This window comes from Bacillus sp. P14.5, from assembly GCF_003316765.1.
In the GTDB taxonomy this organism is placed as follows: Bacteria; Bacillota; Bacilli; order Bacillales; family Bacillaceae_B; genus Rossellomorea.
Genome location: NZ_NIJF01000116.1, coordinates 200,187 through 217,658, shown reverse-complemented (window position 1 = coordinate 217,658; position 17,472 = coordinate 200,187). Strand labels below are relative to the sequence as shown.

Here is a 17,472-nt window from a genome sequence, read left to right as displayed (position 1 = left end):
GAGACCCTCTTCTACTCATAAAATGATTTCATGGGTCTCTTGGACACTCCTTGAGACCCTCTTCAAATCAAAAACTGGATTCACTGGTCTCTTGAACGCTCCTTGAGAACCTCTGTAACTCAAAAATAAATTCACGGGTTTCTTGGACACTCCTTGAGACCTTCTTCTACTCAAAAAATGATTTCATGGGTCTCTTGAACGCTCCTTGAGACCTTTAGTAACTCAAAATAATGAATTCTCGGGTCTCTTGAACTCTCCTTGAGACCTTCTGTAACTCAAAAAAGATTTCTCGGGTCTCTTAAACGCTCCTTGAGACCCTCTTCTACTCAAAAAATGGATTCTCGGGTCTCTTGAACTCTCCTTGAGACCTTCTGTAACTCAAAAAAGATTTCTCGGGTCTCTTAAACGCTCCTTGAGACCCTCTTCTACTCATAAAATGATTTCATGGGTCTCTTGGACACTCCTAGAGACCCTCTTCAAATCAAAAACTGGATTCACTGGTCTCTTGAACACTCCTTGAGAACCTCTGTAACTCAAAAAATGAATCCACGGGTCTCTTGGACACTCCTTGAGACCCTCTCCAACTCATAATATGCCTTTAAAGATTCTTTTAATAAACATAACTATGTAAGCTTATGAATCCTCCCCGCGAGACGATGCTGTCTCACCTGGCAGTCTTCATAAGCTTCTTTCTTTACCCTCAAGAACGGCTGCGATAGTACGCCAAAACATCTTCCATAGATTGCTGAAAAGGAATGCCCGGTATCCAGCCGAGATATCTAATTTTTGAACCATCGACACGAAATGGAGCCTCTTCCTCATCCAGGGAATAGCTCACTTCCACATCAGCGTCCGTCAGCTTTACAAGGGTTTCGGCAACCTCACCGAGAGTTCTGCTCACTCCGGATCCAATCGAATACTCCTGCAGCGACTCACCTTTTAACAGGAGAGTTTCGTATGCTTTCACGACATCCCTGATATCAAGGAAATCACGCTGAGACTTCAAGTTATGAATCTCCAGTTTCCCTTTCCCTGATCCACGCTCCATCTCCGCCAGCTTCGAGGCTAACAGCGCGCAAATTCCAGAGGATTCGCCCGGACCGATCAAATTGGAAGGCCGGGCAATGACGACATCCATGTTGTACAAGCTTCCCCAGCATTTCGCGGTAAGGGTCTGCAGATATTTTGTCACTCCATAGGGATGATTCGGACTTTCCATTTTACAAGGATCATAGTCGATCATCGAACCGGCAACGAGGCTTCTGGCAGAAGGCGAATGCCTCCTTACCGCCTCCAGCAGGTTCAGGGTTCCATTCACATTCGTTTCCATTGCTGCAAGAGGACGGTTCCAGGACTCCCCGGCATGATTATCTCCCGCTAGATGCAGGATATAATCCGGTTTCTGCGCTTCTATGAATCTATCCATTTCCTCCTTGCAAAGCAGGTCGCACACCTCATACTGGACTCCCCCTGCAGGCCCCATTGATTTCCGGGCCATCCCTGTAACGGAATATCCTTTACTGGCAAAATAACGGCAGGCTTCCGTTCCGGTAAAACCCGAAGCACCCGTAATCAACAGGCGCGCTGTCATCTGCTCTCCATCCAGTCTCTCATTTCCTGCAGCATGACGGGATATCCCGGGACACGGTACTCAATGTCCTTTCTTGTTTTGACCAGACTTTTGTCGCTGCTGTATTCAGTATCCTTCATGATCGTGACATCCGTTTTATCAAAAACCACCTTAATCATCGTCAGCAGCTGGTACTTGGAAACTTTATCTTCCTGACAAAGATGGTACAGTCCCGTTACCCCTTCCTGGAGGCAATGGTCGATTGCTTTTGCCAGTTGAAGGGTCGTCACGCCGTTCCAGTATACCCGGTCAAACCCTTTGATTTCACCAGCCTGCTTCATGAACCATAGAAATAAACCACACCCGTCTTCCTTTAATTCCGGCCCGATGATGGAGGTTCTGATGGTAAGGTGGGGCTCCTCGGTCACTTCTCCGAGAGATTTCGTCTTGGCATAGACACTCGTCCCATCCTTGACCGAACTCTCATCATACTCCCCTGATTTTCCGGAAAAAACACAGTCCGTGCTGATGTGGATCAGCTTTCCGCCCATGCCCATTTCCTCCAAGGTATCAGTAATATGGTGAGGAAGCAGACTGTTGACAATCAAGGCATCCTTTAGATTCTTATCCGCTGTTTCATTCAGCAGACCGACTGCATTGATTACGACCTCGGGGCGGGTTTCTTTCAACACTTTTGAAACCGAGGAGAGATCAAGCACATCCAGTTGGATGGAATCATCTTCACCGGTTCTTGTTGTAGAATATACTCGGTACCCCTCCTGCCTCTTCAAGTAATCTACAATTATATGTCCCGCCATGCCATGGCCGCCGAGCACAAGGACGTTCATTACAGGAAGCCTCCATTTTTCAGCATTTCCTTGATCTCATCCCTGTTGATCGTGTTATCACTTGAACAATAGGTCTCAAGATCCACCTTCGGATATGCCTGATAATACTCATTCAGTCCGTCTATCTCGATTGTCGGCAGGATGACGAAATATTCATCATCATAAATGATTGTATTATCGCTTTCAAAATCCGTTAAAAGGATCTCATGCAGCTTTTCACCCGGTCTGATGCCCAGCTCTTCAATTTCTATTTCCTTGCCCTCATATTCATCGATCAAGACATGAGCCAGATCAAGGATTTTGCAGGTAGGCATTTTCATGACGAAGATTTCGCCGCCATAGCTTTCATAGGTCGCTTTGAAAAGCAGCTTGATGGCATCTTCTATTGTCAGGAAGAAACGCGTCATTTGTTTATCCGTAATTCCAACTTTAGAGTGTTTTTCAATTTGATGCCTGAAGACATGGATGACGCTTCCGTTCGTTCCCAGAACATTGCCGCCCCGTACGCAGACGAACGTTGTGTCATTTGTCAGCGCATTGGCGTTGATGATCAGCTTTTCTCCCAATGCTTTCGTGAAGCCATAGAAATTGGACGGATTTGCCGCTTTATCCGTTGAGATATACACTACTTTTTCCACCTTGTTCGCCATACTGGCATCAATGACATTCTGAGTGCCCGTCACATTAGTTTTCAGCGCTTCAAGCGGCTGGTACTCGCAGACGGGAACATGTTTCAAAGCCGCCAAGTGAAAAACAAAGTTGACCTTTCGGCAAGCCTCCACCAGCGCTTCCTTATCGCGGATATCACCGATAATGAACTTCAGCTTGGGATTGTGATCAAATTTCTGCTGCATGCTCACCTGGCTGGATTCATTTCTTGAAAAAATTCTGATTTCCCGCGGGTTCTTTTCCAGCAATTGCCGGACCAGTTCAAATCCCCACGAACCTGTTCCCCCTGTTACAAGAATCGTTTTATCAGTAAACAATTTCATTCCCTCCCAAAATTATTTTCAGCACAGTCGCCGAAACATTCAGTTTCAAATACTCCTCTGGGCACTCCCAGTTTCTCGGCTCATTCAACATCGTTTTAACTCCCATCAGGATGGCTGCTTCCTCCAGTCCCGACACGAGATTGCTGCCGCAGTCAACCGTTTCCGGCCTTTCCGTTGTCTTTCTGACAGTCACTGCAGGCACATGAAAAAGACAGCACTCTTCCTGAACGGTGCCGCTGTCCGTCAACACACATAGGGCATTCTGTTCAAGTTTTACAAAATCAAAAAACCAAACGGCTCCATGCTCTCCACCAATGGATGCATTTTTATTGAAGGGTCTCCTTCAAGCTTCGATTTCGTCCTTGGATGCGTACTGAAGATAATCCGCTTCTGATAGAGTTCTGCCAATTTGTTCAATGCGGAAGCAATACTTTTTAAATGGATTGGATTATCGACATTCTCAGCCCGGTGGATCGTCACCAGAAAGTAGTCTTGTTCCTTCAGCTGCAAGGTTTCAAGGACCCTGCTGTTATCAATTTTTTCCCGGTAATACGTCAACACTTCATAAATCGGGTTTCCGCATACCATGATCCTGCTTGGTGAAACACCTTCTCTTAGTAAATTCTGCTTGCTGTAATAGGTATACGGCAGGTTAAAAGAGGATACCGCATCGATGACTTTCCTGTTCTTTTCTTCCGGCACATTGAGATCAAAACAGCGATTTCCCGCTTCCATATGGATGACAGGAATCATCAGCCTCTCCGCCAATATGGCGCTCAACCCGCTGTTGGTATCGCCAAGCACCAGCACTTTATCCGGCTTTTCCTTCAGCAGAATGGTTTCAAGCTCGCGAAACAGGATTGACATTTGCTCGCCCAGCGACCGCTGTGAAGAAGAAAGAATATAGTCAGGTGCCCTCAACCCCAATTCCTCAAAGAAAATGTCGTTTAATGAATGGGTGAAATTCTGTCCGGTATGAACAATGATATGAGAGTCAGCAAGCTTATCCAGTTTCTTCATTATGAGGCTCAGCCTGATGATCTCAGGCCTTGTACCCAAAATGGTCAGTACTTTCATGTTGTCCCTCCTTTGCTTCCTATAAATAACCTATTCTCGCAAAGAAAAAGTGTACTAGTTAGATCTCCTAATTTACTCCAGAATCTTCTATCACCTCAGCCATATGCATGCCCGGTTAGCGGCGCAACTAAGAATGGATGCTGCTGCCTATACCAAAAAATCCAGCCGGACATACTATATTGATAGGTTTATATCATTTCTGAAGTACGCAAAATCAAATAGGAATAAAAGAAGATAGCTGGACCGTTCACATTCCCAATCGGGAAGCTGGATTGTCCTGAATTCTAAGAAAGGCGGAGATCGTTTTGAATAACCCTTGCAAGATTTTAGTCAATTCCATCCCAAAAAGCGGGACGCATTTAATGATGCAGCTTGTCCAAGGGATACCCGGGATGACCATAGCTGCAAGCTGGATACATCCGGAAGAGAAGCTTTCGCTTATAAAGGAAGGAATTTTCGCGCCGGCACATCTTCCTTACAGCCCCTCGGCTGAAGAAGAATATATAAGAAAGAACAATATCAAAATAATTCTCGTCACAAGGGACCTGCGCGACAATGTCGTCTCACTCGTCCACTTCGTCATGCGGAATCAATACAACCATCCCTATAACCCTTACCTTGAAAAAGGACTTCATTCACACGAAGACCGGCTCATGACCATGATTAAAGGGGCAAAAGTGGATGATCCCCTTTACGGGGGCCCGCTCATCGTCCAGAATATCCGCGGCTACTCGATTGACGTCATGAAATGGCTGGATTATGAACATGTGTGCTGGGTGAAGTTTGAAGACCTGGCGGGAGATGAAAAAACCAAACACAATACCCTGCTGAGAATTGTTGACCACCTTTGGGATGGCCTGCAAGAGCTGAACCTCACCAAAGAAGAGATTGTGGAAAAAATGCTCACTAATGTGAACCCTGGAACATCGGCTACTTTCAGAAAAGGGAGCATCGGAGACTGGAGAAATGATTTCACCCCGGAGCATAAGAGGGTATTTAAGGAAGTTGCCGGCGATTTGTTAATCCGGCTTGGCTATGAAAAGGATTATAACTGGTAGTCTCATCAGAGAAATGATACGAAGGAGTCTGATACAATGAAAATTCTATTTGTCTATTATGTCCCGAGCGGAGGTGTCGAAACCTTGGCCAGACAGCGGACCGCAGCATTGGCACCTAAAGGAGTACAGTTTCAGTTCTTGTTTTTTCCCAGGGAGCAGGGATGCAGAATATCAAGGAAAAAACCTGGATCACCAATGAAGACAGTAAGATACGCACTATATTAGCCTCCGAGAAATTCAATGCCATCATCGTGGGCTCGGATTATACTTTCCTTGAAAGGGTACGGAACCTGGGTTTCACAGGAAAGGTTATATTCGAGGTTCAGGGAATGGGCCAGCTTAAGGAAGCGGACATCATCCTCAAATATGCCCAGCCTATTATCAACAAGCACGCGGACGCCATCCTTTATCCCAAAACACCTCACCTGAATACACTTCTTGAAAAGTATTATCCTTTCAAGAAAAAATTCTCATTCCATAATTGCATCGACACGAAAAATTTCACGTATGTAACAGAGGGACTTACCACCGAGCCTTACATGCTGCTAGGATGGGTAGGCAGATTGGAAGAAAACAAAAACTGGAGAGAGTTCCTGCTTCTGGCGGAAAAACTCATCTCCAGCTATTCCAACTTGCGAATCTGGATTTTCACCGATAACAATCTCAACCCTCCAAAGGATGTTATGGCCTTCAAAAGAATGGCACGCTCACTCAACCTGAATAAATATATCACCATCTACTCCAATATACCGCACAACCAAATGCCGACCTATTACTCCAGAATCGGAAACTCAGGCGGGATGCTCTGCTCCACCTCAAAATATGAAGGATTCGGTTATGCCCATGTGGAAGCGATGTCCTGCCTCTGCCCCGTACTGACCACAGACTCGGACGGCATCAAAAGCTTCATCTTCCATAACGTAACAGGCAAAATCTATCGGCAGGGCGACATCACGCGAGCAGCCCAGGAAGCCGTCGACTTCTTCCACAATGCGCCGCTGAAAGCCCAGATCAGGCAGAATGCGCAGGAGTATATCAAACAGCACTTCACTCCGGAAATTTATGCTGAAAATTTTATGGGGATGCTTCGGGTTTTGTGAATATGCGGGAGAGATACTGGTAGACGTCTAGTGATCCAGAAAATTAGGTCTTTTCAGTGCATATAGTCTAGTCAGCCTTTCTATATTAACTAATACAAAAGGACGAAATCATATGCGATTTCGTCCTCTTGCTATTCTCTCACTATTTTTACAATCAAGTGGCATACCTTCTACTATCTCCCCTGCTTCTTCATAAACTCCAGGACATCGAGGTCTATGCTTCCTTCGTGCTCCCGCATTTCGAAGTTCTCGGTATGAAGGTAGTCTCTTAAAGCCTGGCTCACGGTCTTGTCTTCCTTCATATAACCGTGGCGCTCCAATTCGGCTTGCAGTTCTTCTTGCACAGAGCCGTCCACCGGTACAACCCTTTCCGGTTTTGAAGCTGCAAAGTAAAGCTGATGAAGGTTGAATATCCTGATCAGTTCTTTGATGGGATCGGGATGGTCATCGACACGGAGATCTATCAGGCGGTCATTAAATCCCCCGTAGCCACCTGCTTCTTTTACAACATAGATGGCAGCCGACTGCTTACCGCGCGAGTCCCCGCCTGCTTCCTGGCCGGCATCGAGTGCTTTCAGCAAGCGTTCGGCCAAGGTTCCTTCTGCTGCAGTGAAGGTTTCCGCCATGGCTTCAACCGTCCGCTGGTCAACAAGAATATTTCCTTGAGCAGCAAAATTCTCCCCAGTCATGCCGCCTGCCCAATCATAGCAGCCTTCTCCGGTAAAAGTTGCCGCATTTCCCAGTGCATCAATCAACCCGACCTGGCGCAGGTGCCGTTCCGGATCATCCTGCATGATGATTTCCAATGCCTCTTCTGCTGTCTTCCCTTCTTCCATCAGCTGCAAAGCGTGTGGACCGTAAGCGGTGTTGGCATAGGATTGTGTGGCAACGGCTCCCGCTCCGGCCCGAGCGAAAGGCACCACTGCGCCGACTCCGATGAATTTCGATTGAACAGCGATTCCCCACTCTTTCTCTTTTGGATCAAATCCGACGATACTGAATGTCATGCTGGGTTCCTCCCTGATAAATATTCTATTAGAGTAATTTCGACACACGAAGGATAATTCCTTTTTTCTTTCATATAAGGTATTGTTAGATTTCCGCTTCAGGTGTACGACTCCGCGGGGCGGGCGTTGAGCCTCCTCGGCTGCGCCTGCGGGGTCTCATCTGTCCCGCTAGTCCCGCAGGAGGTCGTTCACCTTCCGCTCCAATCAACCGGGACTGTATATAAGTCCAACCTTTTTATTAGACTCTTTTCGTAAACTTTGTTGCTATTTTATATGAATTTCGAAAACATCACCAGAATTCACCTATATATCCTGGTAAGCATGAAAGAAAAGAGCTACTCGCCCCGTTAAGAGAGATAAACATAAGTATTCAGGGGAACAATCCGGCTCTTGGGATTTTTTCGAAAGCAACAATCTATACGAATACAACCTTTTATTAAGAAGCAACCTTCTTTGACACAAAACTATCTGCATTTAACTAGGTTAGTAACTTATTTTAGCAGAAATTGCTTCATACTCAGCACCACACTTTCTCTTCATGGCCCATTATGTAAAATTACACAGCACCAGATACTTCATCCGAGCTTATTTATGTAAAAACATCCTGCAGATAACCTGCAGGATGCTGATTTCACCATTATGTTGTTTCAATTAAGCCGTATTTACCGTCTCTGCGTTTGTAAACAATGTTCGTCGCATTTGTTTCAGCGTCCGTGAAGATGAAGAAGCTGTGGCCGAGAAGGTCCATTTGCAGAATCGCTTCTTCGCTGTCCATAGGCTTCAGGTTAAATTGCTTTGTTCTTACGACTTCATTAGGAATATCCGTTTCTTCTTCCTGCGCTTTTTCATTGAGCTGGCTTGTAGTCAAGCCCTCCTGTGCTGCGAAGAATTCTTTCGGGCTTCCTTTTTCACGCATCTTGCGGTTCACTTTTGTTTTATGTTTACGAATCTGACGCTCTAACTTGTCTACGATCAGGTCAATTGCTGCGTACATATCTTCATGTGGTTCTTCTGCCCGCAGAACTAGGTGCGGCATCGGAATCGTCACTTCAACTTTTGTTCTCTTATCAGGATAAACCTTCAAGTTAACGTGTACGTCGGCATTAGGAGTTTCATTGAAATAACGATTCAGCTTTCCAATCTTTTTCTCCACGTGTTCGCGAATCGCTGGAGTTACCTCAATGTTCTCGCCTCGAATGTTGTAGTTCAACATGTAAACTCCTCCTTTTAGATAAAGCTATGTTTATATATTTCTCTATTCCCTTCAATATTCCTTCTTAATCTTTCTAAAAATTATGACGATTTTACAAAAATCTTGTAGAAGACTGTCATGGCGGGGTTTTGAGAAATATATTTCTATTATTATTTTCTCATAGATATGCTTTTTGTAAGCATATTATTAATGAATTATTTGTGAATAAATTCACAAATAAACCTCCTCGACATAATTCGGGTGGTGACTGTCACGCCCCGAATTAGACATTCATCCAAACTCGGATTCAAACTCATTCCTCCCCTTTCGACAAATTCCGGGGCGTGACAGTCACCAAGCGACGTTATTCGTCAAAACAAGAAACAATTACCACAAAATTTTAGAATATTTTGTCACAATTGCTATTGTCGTTCATTATTAGTACTTTTATACTATATTTACATCATGTTTTTCCAGAAGGAGTGGTATTCATTTGTCAGCATTGTTTAATCTGTTTCGAAAGTCTCAACACTCTGCTTCGGAATTAAGGGATTCTTCCCTTCAGGAACAAAACAACTTTAAATTACTCTTTGAACATTCCCCAAACATAATTATCCACTTTGATACGAAAGGGCGATTTTTGAATATCAATAGGGCTGCCACTTCAATTACCGGGCATGAGCTTCCTGCTATTGACTTAGTTGTAACAGATTTCACTCCTGAAGAATCAAAAGAAGTGATATGGAAATACTTCAAGGCTGCTGTGAACGGAAAAGTCCAGAACTTTTCCTGCAGAGCTTATCATAAAAATGGTAATCTCCTAAATCTAGAGAATACCTATATTCCAATCAAAGAAAACAGGAAAATCATAGGGGTCTATGCCATCATACATGAGGTATCAGAAAAAGCTGCCCTTCAGTCGGCTCTTGAAACGAAAGAACAGGAAATGGAACAGGTTTCCGAAGCTCTCGAGGCAGCCATCTGGTCCTATGACTCTATCAACAAATCTATAACCTTCTGCACCCAAGGGATTAAATACATTACTGAAATGGAAGCCGGGAATTTTTTAAAAGGAAAAATTCAATGGAGAGATTTAGTCTACATAGATGACCTGAAAAAGTTTGACGAGGACCGGAAGCCTTTAAAGGATGGAGAAACCATCTGCCATCGTTACCGTATCATCACTCCCTCAGGAAAAGTAAAATGGGTAAACGATAAGATCATTCCAATCAATGATGAACACAATAGAATCGTCCGGTACCATGGTATCATCACTGATATCACCAACGACAAAGAGCTGGGAGACCGAGTGGAGCATCTCTTGCACCACGATTCACTCACAGCCCTCCCTAACAGGAAGACGCTTGAAATAGAAATGACAACTCTTATTAAGGAAAAACGGATTTTGCCATGTTTTACGTTGATCTTAACCGGTTTAAATACATGAACGAAACACTCGGTCCTGTAATAGGAGATGAAATCCTCGAGGAGGCGGCACGCAGACTTAAAAGGTTTCAAGAAAGAGGAATATTCATATCACGATTCAGTAATGATGACTTTGTGTTGTTATTCAAAGAGTATGGCAGTTTGCAAGAAATTAAAAGCCTGTGTAAAGAAGTTGTCGATTGTCTTAAAGAACCATATGAAATCAGGGAATTCGAACTTCTGCTGACCATCTCGGTTGGAGTCAGCATCCATCCGTCTGATTCAAATGGAAAAACGGAGCTTTTTCAAAACAGCATCGCTGCCATGAACAGAGCGAAAAAAATAAGCAAGAACTCTTTCCATATTTACTCTCCTGAAAACAGCATAGATGCCTATAAACGTCTCACCTTGGAAAAAGACTTCCGGCATGCCCTTAAAAATGAAGAACTTCAACTTCATTTTCAACCTCAGGTAGATTCCCGACTAAATCAAATAGTCGGAGCAGAAGCGCTTCTTCGCTGGGACCATTCGGAATGGGGGCTTGTTTCTCCAAATGAATTCATCCCTTACGCAGAGGAGAACGGCTTTATCATCGATGTCGGCGAATGGGTTTTGGAAAAAGCCTGTAAGACCATTCAGGAATGGAGAAGGCGAGGGATTCCCCTTGTCCCTGTTTCAATCAACCTCTCTCCCCTGCACTTTCTGGTCAAAGACTTAAAAAGCAGCCTGCTCTCCGTTCTAGAAAAATACGCTGTACCCGCAAAGATGATACAGCTGGAAATAACAGAAGCGGTCTTTCTTCAACAAGCTGAAGTGGTGAAACAAACAATAGACGGACTGAGAGAATGCGGCATCAAAATCCTGATAGATGATTTCGGAACAGGATATACTTCATTTACGTATTTGAAGGATTTAACTGTCGACGGAATTAAAATTGACCGGTCCTATACAAAAGAATTAGGAAATGACTCAAAAAATCGAGCGATCATTAAAAACCTGGCCAGTCTTTCAGCAGATTTAAATATGACAGCAGTAATTGAAGGAATCGAAACAAAAGAACAACTGAAGTTTCTTAAACAAATCAAATGCCACTTAATACAGGGATACATTTATAGCAAACCGGTACCTGCTGACGATTTTGAACGTCTATTGAAAGGCAAAACCATCAAGCCCCTCTCTGAAGGGAGCAAAAACTTCAGCCAAGAACGCCGCCGCTATTTCAGAATGCAGCCGCCCGTTCCGCTTCTTGCATTTGCCACCATTGCAAGCATTAACAATAAAGAAGTCACCACTGGTAAAACCGGCATTCCGGTTACCGACATAGGCCCTGGAGGATTGTCCTTCATCTCTCATATCCAGTTCCCCTCAAACCGGGACATCCTGCTGCATTTCTCGATGAAAGTACTGGGAGAAGAAATCGTCCATACAGGAAAAATCGTCTGGAAAGAGGAGATTGATGAGGAGTTTTTCCGATACGGAGTGGAATTCAAAGTGTCGGAAGCTGAAAGAGAAGCCCTGACCAGGACCTTTAATACTCTTTCGCTGGCTTTCAAAAGAGATGATGGTCCCAAGGATACCAGTTTGATTGAGAAGGATTTGTTTTCGTTTTTGAGGAAAGGAAAAACTAAAATATAACTGCAGGAAGGCCTGTCTCTCCAATCCATTTAAGGGGGAGAAGGGCCTTTCTCTATTTAACATTCCTCGACATATTTCGGGTGGTGACTGTCACCCTGTAAGAAAAGCACGGTTAGTTGCTGAAGTAACCTCTCGAAAAATCCAGGATTCAGTAGATTTTTATCGAAATTTAGCATTTCATAGGGATAATTCAAAGAATATTATTGAATATATTCTCCCTGTATTATATTATTAAAATAGTTTGATAAGTCTATTGACAAAATTGAAAAAGGCAAACTCATTGAAAAGTGAGGACGCAAAGCCACGGGTCTAAAGTTACAGAAACCATGACAGCCGGGCTGCCAAAAAGTTTTGTGATAAATAAATGTGATGGTCCGTTACTATTAACCATTTCTTTCTATTTATCCACCATCTTTTTGGTGGGTTTTTTATTGTCTGAAAAAGGGGAATCTGGCAAGCTGGCTAATTAATAGTGTTGGAAAATCCCAAGGTATCGTACAAATTTCTTATAGAAAGGAAGATTGGTTACCATGACGGTTTTATTTGGTTCTGTTGAATATTTTGAAAGAGAGTTAAATGATTATTTAGTTAATCAAGAGTTAAGTCATTTATCTATTGGCCAGAAGATAGAATTGACCTATACCACAATAAAAGAGGATATTGCGCATAATTTCATATGCAGTGATACCTTTCGGGAAGAGTGCTTGGACAATCTAAATAAAGCTTACAAAAAGGTTAGCAGTTCTTTATGTGTAGTTAATTGATGCTGCTCAGCAATTCATCAGAAGAAGTTTTCAATATTAATTCAAACTCATGCTCTGATTGCCTGTCCTGCAGTCTCTAATCACTCCAACTATTTACTTGTGTCTTGCGTGACTAACTGCATTGCCTGCCACACTGGAAAGAAGCCGGTATCCATTGGATGCCGGCTTCTTTAACACACTTTGCGTTTTTAACTGTTCGTATATGAATTGAGTTCTCTCCTTACTTCTCCGTGCCAAGTAGCAAAAGCTGGATATAGATTTTCCTTAATGACCGATTCTTTCAAATTCTGATCAGCGAAGCTGCCATCAAGTTTCATTGCTTGATCCGTTACTTCTTCATATTTATTGATTGCCGTTATGACAGAAGGCTGTTCCTCGAATAGACTCTTTAAAATATCGTTACTCTCCGCTATCTGAGCAAATGCCTGAAAAATATCAGTCAGGACAGTGTCCCCTTCTGTTTTTTCATAATCCTCAAAGCTTGCGATTACATAATGAAATGCTTCTTCGATAGTGGAAAGCATCTCACAGTACTCTCCAATGAACGTATGCTTTGTTTCGTCAAGTATCACCTTGTTAGTCAAAAAATCACTCATTTCTTTTTATCGTAAAACATTCCGTCGAACTGCATGGATTCATATGGATTCGTGTACTTCTTGGCAGAGGTTTTCTTCTTAGCCACACTATTCATGTTCCGCTTGATATCGCTGCGCAAATTAGCAAGGCCTCTTTCAATTTCTGAATTCCAAGCCAGGATTTGTTTGCCCAGCTCTTTTTCTTCATCTGAATATGGCCTTGTCATGTCGGCCATAGCTGATTGGCGTTGGTCCAGTAAAGCTTCGATTTCCGCTATAACCTCATCGCGTTTTGTTTCATATGGGCTTTTTATCAGCGCTGCCAGCTTTTCTGTAATGGTATAGCACTCTTGGACCTTACTCATTACGCCTGGTCACGCTGGCCGCCGTGCTGCTGCTGGCGATTGATTTGGATGACCTGCTTCCATGTATCACGCAGTTCCGTCAGCATTCCTTCCGCTTCATCAAGAATAGCGACGTCACTCTTGATGTTTGCTTCCATCAGGCGGCGGTTGATGTAGTCATAAAGGGATAAGATATTTTTCGACATGGGGATATCCATATTCAACGTCACCATCAATTCCTGGACAATAGCTTGTGCCTTTTGGATGTTGGTGTTTTTAATTTCGACATTTTTCTCTTGGATGGCTTTCTTGGCGATGTGAATGAACTTTAAGCTTCCGTTATAAAGCATCAGGGTCAATTCACCTGGTGAAGCCGTTGTAACCGAATTATTTTGATAGGCTTTATAAGGATTGTTGATAGCCATAATGACACTCCTTTAATTGGTTTAGCTTGTCGCTTATTGAAATAAGTAAAAAGTAGTTGATCTCCGCTCCAGACGCACGACTCCGCGGGGCGTGCGGTGAGCCTGCGGGGTCTCACCTGCCCGCTAGTCCCGCAGGAGATCGTACGTCTTCCGCTACAATCAACACCTGTAAGAATATTTATAATAACAACAATCTATTAGAAATGGCCTTATAATCACTATAGAGAGATTAGGCTGTTGACTAATTGAGCATTCTTTCTGATTCCACCAGCTCTCTGAGCCATAAAATCTGGGTGATTGTTGTATCAGTGAAAAGTCTTACATTATCACAATTGTTTTTACATACTGAATTGCTGCATTAGGTAAGATGATTGTGAATTCGCCTGCTGAATCGCTTTTTCCATGGCTGTGAATTGGCGCCAGTAGCGGTCTTCTATTTGTCCCAGACGATCTTGGAAGCGGGTCATCTGGTTATCGATGCTGTCCAGATTTCTTCCCAATGTAAAAGTTGAGTTTGTGCTGGTCAGCTTTCCTGCTTTCTGCTCGATGCTGTCCATTGTGGAACCAATCGTGTCTCTTAAGCGGCGGGCAATTCCTTTTTCGCCGTCAGTTTCTCCGTTCTTGGCAAAAAGCTCATAAATCGCATTTGGATCTTTGGAAATAGCTTCTTTCAGCTTGTTTTCATCGATGATCAGTTTACCACGATCAAGATAATTGCTTGATGTTTTTATACCGATTTGAGCGAGTTGATTCGTCTCTGATGTTCCCCCTGAAATCGGAGTATACAAGTCTGTCCTCATTTTATTCATAGCAGAAGAAAGCACAGAGTCATTACGAAGGGTGCCGCTACGCGCCTTCTCTTCCCAAAGCTCTATTTCCTTCTCTTCCATCGCTTCTTTTTGTTCAGCAGTCAACGGCTGGAAGTCACGGAATTTCTTCTCTCCAAGTTCACCGTTTACTTTTTCAATGAGTTTATTATAGTCGTCGACGAATTTCACTATTTTTTCAAGGACTTTATCTGTGTCTGTTGCTGAACTGAAGGTCACAGGTGAAGTTGTCGCGTCTTTTAATGTTAGTTCAAATCCATTGATTGTAAAGGTATTAGATGTCCGCTCTGTTGAAAGCCCATTGTACTCAAAAACTGCGTTAGTACCTGCAGAACCCCTGTTTGAAGTCACTGCCGCATCACTGTCCGCATCCATGTTAAAGTAATCTGCCACCAGGCTGCCTGAGAGCGAAATCTCCGCTCCCCCTTCAATGTTTCCGGTATTCTTGGCTGTAAGAGACATTTGCTTAGAATGGGAATCATAAAATACCGATACACCAGTTTCTCTATTGATCTTGCTGACGAGGCTGTTAAAAGTCATATCTGCTTCTAACTCAACCTTATGTTCCTTCATTTGGCCGTCTGCACCGATCGCGCTAATGATCATTTCTTCTCCGTCTGCCGTACCGAACAGCTCACTTAACGTCTTAGTGGTATCGAGGTCAGCTCCGTCCTTATCCTTGAGGCCCTGACTGCTAATCATCCTGGCAGCGGTCGCCAGGCTTTCGACATTTAAGGTTCCTGAAAAATCAGAAGTAGAATTGATGTTCCTTATGGATACCGCATCAGGGTTAGAGATATTTACTGTCTTCTGAGTAAACGTACTCTGCTTCATAACTCCATCAAAAATCGAGTTACTGAAATCAAACAACTCTTTATTGATCTCCCGGTAATCATCACGCTGCCATTCCATATAGGTTTTCTTTTGTTCCATTTTATCCAAAGGCAATTTCTCCGCCTTCATCAAATCTTTTACGATTTGGTCCGTATCCATTCCCGTCGCCAAACCGCCTATTCTCATGTCACTCACAGTGCCACCTCATCTCTAAATCTTTTTGTCTACCATTAATCCTATAAATTCAGTCATCGCCGCATACATATCCAGCATCTTCTTTGCGGGAATTTCACGGACGATTTCTTTTGAGTTATTATCGACAATTGTTACATAGTATTCTTTTAATTTTTCGTGAAATTGGAATTGAATTGAAGTGTCAGAGGCATTCAGGAATTCATTCACTCCACTTACGACTTCTTCTACCTTTTCTTTTGTGACAGGCTCTTGTGTAGTAGAATCTTGCCGTTCATCCTGCACTCTTTCTATAGCTTCTAATTCCTTTACTTCCTTGCTTTGATGAGTAGATATTGATTGAAAAGCCGATGTTCCACCTGTCACTTTTTCGATCATGTTCTGATCCTCCTATGGGTTATATGGGTTATATCGGCTTGAGAAACAGAATTGTTTAGTTGAAGAGAGCGTTTAGTGCAGCTTTTCGTGAACAACAAAGAGACCCCATTGAATTGGAGTCTCTTGAAGTTCATTAAACATTACGAGGAAGCTAAAGTACAAACATCAATTGGATTTGTTTTGCAAGAATGCTCGTGAGATTGAGCAGGACTGCTTAAAGGTCTCTTATTGAACAGAAACCTTAAGAGATTGAGATAATGCTTCAATTGAATCACCAGGGGTGTACGAAAAGGAGATTGAAATTATTTGTCCTGCATTAACCGATATGTTCCTTTCAGCAGGAAGAATCAGATATTGATTATGCCAATCAACCATATCCTTCCCATGCGGATCACTTGCCAGCAGGTTCTTTGTAATGAACCGGAAAGCATTAAACTCAGCCTCTTGTTGAAAGGAAAAAGATGTATGACAAGAATAGGCTTCCACTTCGGCATGATCATAATCAATAATGTGATACACCTCAGGGTTATGTACATCCTGGGTCTCCGGTGAAATAATATATGGAGATTGAAAGAGCGGCACCGGTGCATAATAACCTTCGAAGGAATATTCCTGCAATACTGGCTGGACACCAAGCAAGGTTGCTGAAGGAATCATGATAGGAATTTCGCCAAATTTTTCTTTGTGATTTTTTCGAAAGGCTTCAATTACCTCGACCTGTTTTTCACGCAAAAGAGCACTATGTAACATTTCACAAACAACGACATCGACTGGCTCTGACGGAACCCATTGGGAAGCATCAGCCTCGATCACCTCTACACGATCTCCCATCCCGTTTTGTTTAATCAAAGCTCTACTTCTTTCTACTAGGGCTGGGTTGAATTCAATAGATTGAACCTTCGCACCTTGTTTTGCTGCGAAAAAAGATAATACCCCTGTGCCGCTTCCGAACTCAACAACTCTATGTTCAGGTTTTACAATTCGTTCAATTGCCATCTTAAATGCCTGGACTCTATCACGATCAGACAGCATTTGATAATGGTAATGCAAGGGTATGAACTGGCCTAATTGATCTTTTTCTTGGGATGACATTTTTTCACTTCCTAATATTTAGACTTCCGGCAATATACATAACTCTAATATGGGCATCAATAATCCATGGGACTCATTAATATAGAGTGATCCATTAAGATGAACCATGATATCTTACATGATAGAGTTTATACACT

At 43.2% G+C, this 17,472-nt stretch carries 16 protein-coding genes, 1 pseudogene and 1 riboswitch; of the genes and pseudogenes, 5 read left to right on the top strand and 12 right to left on the bottom strand.

What is annotated here, in order from left to right; all coding sequences use genetic code 11:
- Positions 1 to 700: 700 nt before the first annotated feature.
- The 4 genes and pseudogenes from B9Z54_RS23475 to wecB all read right to left on the bottom strand — a co-directional run bounded on the left by B9Z54_RS23475 (position 701) and on the right by wecB (position 4,487).
- Positions 701 to 1,591, bottom strand: a complete 891-nt coding sequence (locus B9Z54_RS23475) for an NAD-dependent epimerase/dehydratase family protein (RefSeq protein WP_113930752.1) — start codon at positions 1,589 to 1,591, stop codon at positions 701 to 703.
- Positions 1,588 to 2,418, bottom strand: a complete 831-nt coding sequence (locus B9Z54_RS23470) for a dTDP-4-dehydrorhamnose reductase family protein (RefSeq protein ID WP_113930751.1) — start codon at positions 2,416 to 2,418, stop codon at positions 1,588 to 1,590. Before B9Z54_RS23470 ends, B9Z54_RS23475 begins: the two co-directional genes overlap by 4 nt.
- Positions 2,418 to 3,404 (bottom strand): polysaccharide biosynthesis protein, encoded by a 987-nt coding sequence (locus B9Z54_RS23465; protein ID WP_113930750.1) that lies wholly within the window; start codon positions 3,402 to 3,404, stop codon positions 2,418 to 2,420. Before B9Z54_RS23465 ends, B9Z54_RS23470 begins: the two co-directional genes overlap by 1 nt.
- A pseudogene (wecB, locus tag B9Z54_RS23460) lies at positions 3,394 to 4,487 on the bottom strand (non-hydrolyzing UDP-N-acetylglucosamine 2-epimerase). The gene B9Z54_RS23465 and the pseudogene wecB overlap by 11 nt, the downstream one beginning before the upstream one ends.
- Positions 4,488 to 4,792: 305 nt before the next feature.
- On the opposite strand from wecB, the gene B9Z54_RS23455 reads away from it, so the two are divergent.
- Both B9Z54_RS23455 and B9Z54_RS23450 read left to right on the top strand, forming a co-directional pair.
- Positions 4,793 to 5,545 carry a sulfotransferase domain-containing protein gene (locus B9Z54_RS23455; RefSeq protein WP_162785342.1) on the top strand — a complete coding sequence of 251 codons (753 nt, stop codon included), beginning with the start codon at positions 4,793 to 4,795 and terminating at the stop codon, positions 5,543 to 5,545.
- A 161-nt stretch (positions 5,546 to 5,706) separates the two neighbouring features.
- The gene (locus tag B9Z54_RS23450) at positions 5,707 to 6,645 is read left to right on the top strand and encodes a glycosyltransferase family 4 protein (RefSeq protein WP_113930748.1); all 939 of its coding nucleotides are present in this window, start codon (positions 5,707 to 5,709) and stop codon (positions 6,643 to 6,645) included.
- Positions 6,646 to 6,818: 173 nt separating this feature from the next.
- Here the strand turns inward: B9Z54_RS23450 and B9Z54_RS23445 are convergent, their stop codons facing one another.
- Together B9Z54_RS23445 and hpf are read right to left on the bottom strand one after the other, a co-directional pair.
- Positions 6,819 to 7,652, bottom strand: coding sequence for a DUF1028 domain-containing protein (locus tag B9Z54_RS23445; RefSeq protein WP_113930747.1), 834 nt, complete (start codon positions 7,650 to 7,652; stop codon positions 6,819 to 6,821).
- 637 nt (positions 7,653 to 8,289) lie between these two features.
- A complete protein-coding gene (gene hpf / locus B9Z54_RS23440) occupies positions 8,290 to 8,865 on the bottom strand; it encodes a ribosome hibernation-promoting factor, HPF/YfiA family (protein WP_113930746.1) in 576 nt (191 codons plus the stop codon).
- A gap of 472 nt (positions 8,866 to 9,337) precedes the next feature.
- On the opposite strand from hpf, the gene B9Z54_RS23435 reads away from it, so the two are divergent.
- The 3 genes from B9Z54_RS23435 (at position 9,338) to B9Z54_RS23425 (ending at position 12,668) form a co-directional block, all read left to right on the top strand.
- Entirely contained in the window at positions 9,338 to 10,291 is a 954-nt protein-coding gene (locus tag B9Z54_RS23435; protein WP_113930745.1) for a PAS domain S-box protein, read from the top strand.
- Positions 10,255 to 11,904 (top strand): EAL domain-containing protein, encoded by a 1,650-nt coding sequence (locus B9Z54_RS23430; RefSeq protein ID WP_113930744.1) that lies wholly within the window; start codon positions 10,255 to 10,257, stop codon positions 11,902 to 11,904. Before B9Z54_RS23435 ends, B9Z54_RS23430 begins: the two co-directional genes overlap by 37 nt.
- Before the next feature lie 260 nt (positions 11,905 to 12,164).
- Positions 12,165 to 12,250, top strand: a riboswitch (cyclic di-GMP riboswitch).
- A gap of 184 nt (positions 12,251 to 12,434) precedes the next feature.
- The gene (locus tag B9Z54_RS23425; RefSeq protein ID WP_113930743.1) at positions 12,435 to 12,668 is read left to right on the top strand and encodes a hypothetical protein; all 234 of its coding nucleotides are present in this window, start codon (positions 12,435 to 12,437) and stop codon (positions 12,666 to 12,668) included.
- A 188-nt stretch (positions 12,669 to 12,856) separates the two neighbouring features.
- On the opposite strand, the gene B9Z54_RS23420 is transcribed toward B9Z54_RS23425, so the two are convergent.
- From B9Z54_RS23420 to B9Z54_RS23390, 6 genes are all read right to left on the bottom strand, one after another.
- Positions 12,857 to 13,264: a DUF8042 domain-containing protein gene (locus B9Z54_RS23420; protein ID WP_162785341.1), complete on the bottom strand. Its 408-nt coding sequence runs from the start codon at positions 13,262 to 13,264 to the stop codon at positions 12,857 to 12,859.
- Positions 13,261 to 13,608, bottom strand: coding sequence for a flagellar protein FliT (gene fliT, locus B9Z54_RS23415; protein WP_113930741.1), 348 nt, complete (start codon positions 13,606 to 13,608; stop codon positions 13,261 to 13,263). Before fliT ends, B9Z54_RS23420 begins: the two co-directional genes overlap by 4 nt.
- On the bottom strand, positions 13,608 to 14,012 hold the full coding sequence (gene fliS, locus B9Z54_RS23410) for a flagellar export chaperone FliS (RefSeq protein ID WP_113930740.1): 405 nt from the start codon (positions 14,010 to 14,012) through the stop codon (positions 13,608 to 13,610). The genes fliT and fliS overlap by 1 nt, the downstream gene beginning before the upstream one ends.
- Positions 14,013 to 14,350: 338 nt before the next feature.
- Complete coding sequence (locus tag B9Z54_RS23400; RefSeq protein WP_113930738.1) at positions 14,351 to 15,859, bottom strand: flagellar hook-associated protein 2; 1,509 nt, start codon at positions 15,857 to 15,859, stop codon at positions 14,351 to 14,353.
- 24 nt (positions 15,860 to 15,883) lie between these two features.
- On the bottom strand, positions 15,884 to 16,243 hold the full coding sequence (gene flaG / locus B9Z54_RS23395; RefSeq protein WP_113930737.1) for a flagellar protein FlaG: 360 nt from the start codon (positions 16,241 to 16,243) through the stop codon (positions 15,884 to 15,886).
- A gap of 225 nt (positions 16,244 to 16,468) precedes the next feature.
- Positions 16,469 to 17,335, bottom strand: a complete 867-nt coding sequence (locus B9Z54_RS23390) for a methyltransferase domain-containing protein (protein ID WP_113930736.1) — start codon at positions 17,333 to 17,335, stop codon at positions 16,469 to 16,471.
- Positions 17,336 to 17,472 lie beyond the last annotated feature (137 nt).